We start from the raw sequence: 3,305 nt of genomic DNA on the forward strand, positions 1-3,305 counted from the left end.
GAGGTCCTTCTGCGCCTGCGAGCCTAACAGAGACGGGAGCCAGACGAGGGTGCGCGCGCTGCCCCGGTCGGTCCGGAATCCTTCCAGCCTGGCCAGGCCGTCCTTGGGTCCGCGGTTTTCCCGGTCAATCGGGTAGCCCACCACCAACTTCCATTCCTCGCCGTGCTCCTCCAGGGTGTCGTAGCCGGCTTCCCTGACGTTTTGAAAGAAGATTTTGCAGCGCCGGTCGGTGCCCCGCCACCGGAACTTGTGCTCGACCCACAGGTCGTCGCCCGCGGCAATGCCCAGTTGCTCGAAAAGCGTCGATTTCAGGAGCCGGATCCGGTTGCCGAAGTTGTCCTGCGTCTCCGCTTTGGCGAGGATCGCCTCCACGTCGACTCCGGTGAGCTGGATGGAAATGACGTGCTGGGCGCTGCCCTCGCTTATCTTGATCTGGCCCACCTGGCCCGCCCATTTACGGACCTTCTTGAGCACGATGTTGGCTTCCTGCCCGGGGATCGGGCTCTTGATCGTGCCGTGGTTAAGCGCGGCCAGGCGGGCCGGCGTCAGGTTCTTCAACGAGTCCACCTCCGGCGCGAGTGCGGCCAGCAGCAAGGTTTTGATTAACCGGTCGTCGTTGCGTAGCGCTTCCCGTTTGGGATCACGGTAATCGAGCTTTTCCGCCTCTTCGAACGTCAGGCCATTATCATCCTCCAGCATCGGCCGGAGCTGCTGGCGGTAGAGGCGGTGCGCGGTGTCGAAGTGGCGTTTCATGTCCGAGCTGAACGCTTCATCGCCCTGGGCAATCTCGTCATAGAGATCGCCGACCGGCACCAGTTCGCCCAGCTGCAGCGTGTCGTTCTGGTCGACGAGCAACTGCAGCATGATCTTGAGCGCGGTGCGCTCGCGCTGGAGCAGAGAGGAGACGGCCACTAACGTTTCCACGAGCGCCGGGCTGAACGGGTAAAGCCTGCGAAAGGCTTGCTGGTCCGAATGGCGCGTGAGCAGCACGTTCATCACCTCCGTTCGAATGTGTTTGGTCCGCTCAAACTCCGCGTCGATTTCTGCCTTCGCCTCGGGCGATTTCGGCAGCAGCACGCGCTGCTCGGCGATGAAGGGGAGGTTGGCGTCTTCCAGCTGGATCGTGTTGAAGCGGCCTTCCCAGAACTTGAGTTGGTCGGCAAAATTCAGGCTCTGCGCCCCGGTGACGTTCTGGCCGATCAACTCGCGCAGGTCACGTTGCCGGGCGATGAAGCTGATGATCGGCGCAGGCCGGGGATTTCTATCCGGTTCTGCAAGCTTGCTGACCTTCGGTACCTCCGAGGTCAGGAACTGGTGGTCACCGGCCTTGCTCGCCAGCCAGAGAATCATCTCATCCAGAAACAGGATCAGCGCATCGTAACCTAAACTCTTCGCGTGCCGGCTGATGACCGAAAGCCCCTCATCGATGGGCACGAACTCGCCTTCCCGGCGGATTGAAGGAAAGAAGACGTCGATCAAATCGCCGGTGAGACGCCGGTAATCCTCCGTCCCCGGCCCGGCCGCTTTTGCCCGTTCATAGGAAGCAACCGTCCATCCCGCCGCGAGGGCGCCCCAGCGGGCGTCAGTACCACCCGTTCCCTTGTTCTTGTTCAGTTCGGCAAAGAATGCGTCGTCGCCCATTTGCCGGCGGAGCCGGTCCGCGTTGTTTACCAACTCCTGCGAACGAAAAACTGCCGGCGTGGGCGCATCGGGATGCCGTTCCCGGAGGTGCTGCACGTAACCCGAAAAAATGGCGTTCTCCAGGCTCGTGGCCCCGATCATGTGGTACGGCACCATCAGGAATTTTTTTCCGGCGAGCCAGGCGTCGTGCCTGGTTACCACGCCGGCCAACTTGGGGATGGATCGGGCATTGAGCTCTCCTTGCAGCAGCAGGTTGAGCACGCCCATGAAATGGCTTTTGCCGCTGCCGAAGCTGCCGTGAAGGTAGGTGCCGCGGCTCTTACCCGTGTCCAAGGCGCCTTTGATGAAGGTGAGCGCCTCATCGAAGTGTTCCACCAGGTGCGGGGTCACCACATAGCTCCGGACGGTGCCCTCCGCGTCCTTTACCCCGCTGCCGAGGGCATAGACGAAGTCGCCCCGGGTGACTTGCTCAGGCAGTTCGATGAGGTCGCGAATGAGGGTCATGGTCGAAGATGGGTTGGGATTTGGTTAGAAAGAGCGACAAACCCTGAGGGGTGAGGATTCTCTTTACCCCGGAGGGGTAATTGATAGTAGCCCGGCACTTTAGTGCCGGGTAGAAGATCTAAAGAAAATTCGTCCCGTAGGGACGCTGGGACGATCGGCAAGGAGGGGGGCCGCGTGGGTTGTGGGGTGGATGTTAGACGCCGTACCGCCGCGTGCGCCCCGGGGTTGGTTGCCGTGTAGCGGGATGGCGCGCCCTTTCCCAGCGTCCCTACGGGACGCATTTTTCCTTTAAATGCCCGCTCCCCGGCACTAAAGTACCGGGCTACTATCCGGCTGCCCCGCTGGGGCGAAGGCCGGATTGTCAAACATTTAAACCGGTGTAGCGACATAGGCGATTTTCAGTATCCGGTGCGGATGGCTTCGATCTGCGCATCGCTCAACCCTGATCCGTGGGTTTCGCTCCGGACGAATTCTTCATAGAAATCACCGAGCCGCAGGCCGTAAATGGGGTCGATTTCGTTGTGCCATTGTTTCAGCCAAGGGACGAGGTCCTTGAGGCCGGCGAGCAAGGGCGCGAGGCGTTCGGCGGTCCAGCCGTCCTGGTCTTTGCATTCGTGGTAGTAAGCGGCGAGCGCCTGGGCTTGTTGTTTGTGATCCCAGCCGGCCCACGCGATCACGGGGGTAGAATCGGCTTGCCGTTCGCCGCCGGGGTAAATGATCCAGCGCTCTTTAGGCACGTCGAGTTTGCCGCGCAGGCGCCAGTAGTGGCCTTTTTTGAAATCGGCAGATGTGTACTTGGGCGGCACGGGTATTTCCGGTTTTTCGGGAATGGGTTCGTGCGTCGGCGATGACGGCCGGCCCGTAGCGGTGCGAGATGCTTCTGCTGCTCGTCGGGCATCGATTTCGTCTTCCAGGCGCTGTAAGTCCCACGTTCGTTCCCATTGCGTCCGTTTGCGCAGGCCGGATTCCTTATAACGTTGTGAAGGCAGAAAGGGTACCGACTCCCCCTCCACGAGTTCCCGCACCAGATTGGGTAGATCGAAATCCTCCCGATCACGGTACAGGGCGGCCACGCGCAGGAAATCATGGTCAAGGCCCATGGCATCGGCCAATTGGCGGGTGCTCGTCAGGCGCGGTTCACGGCTGGCCGGGAAAGCGGC

2 protein-coding genes are annotated in these 3,305 nt (G+C 61.2%); both read right to left on the bottom strand.

Going from position 1 to position 3,305, the window contains the following annotated elements; all coding sequences use genetic code 11:
• Positions 1 to 2,145: phage resistance protein (locus tag JO015_11780; protein ID MBV9999777.1), on the bottom strand; the 2,145-nt coding region annotated here is incomplete at its 3' end.
• A gap of 398 nt (positions 2,146 to 2,543) precedes the next feature.
• Positions 2,544 to 3,305, bottom strand: a 762-nt coding sequence (locus JO015_11785; GenBank protein MBV9999778.1) for a hypothetical protein, incomplete at its 5' end; no start/stop codon positions are given.

This window comes from Verrucomicrobiota bacterium (assembly GCA_019247695.1).
Classification (GTDB): Bacteria; Verrucomicrobiota; Verrucomicrobiia; order Chthoniobacterales; family JAFAMB01; genus JAFBAP01.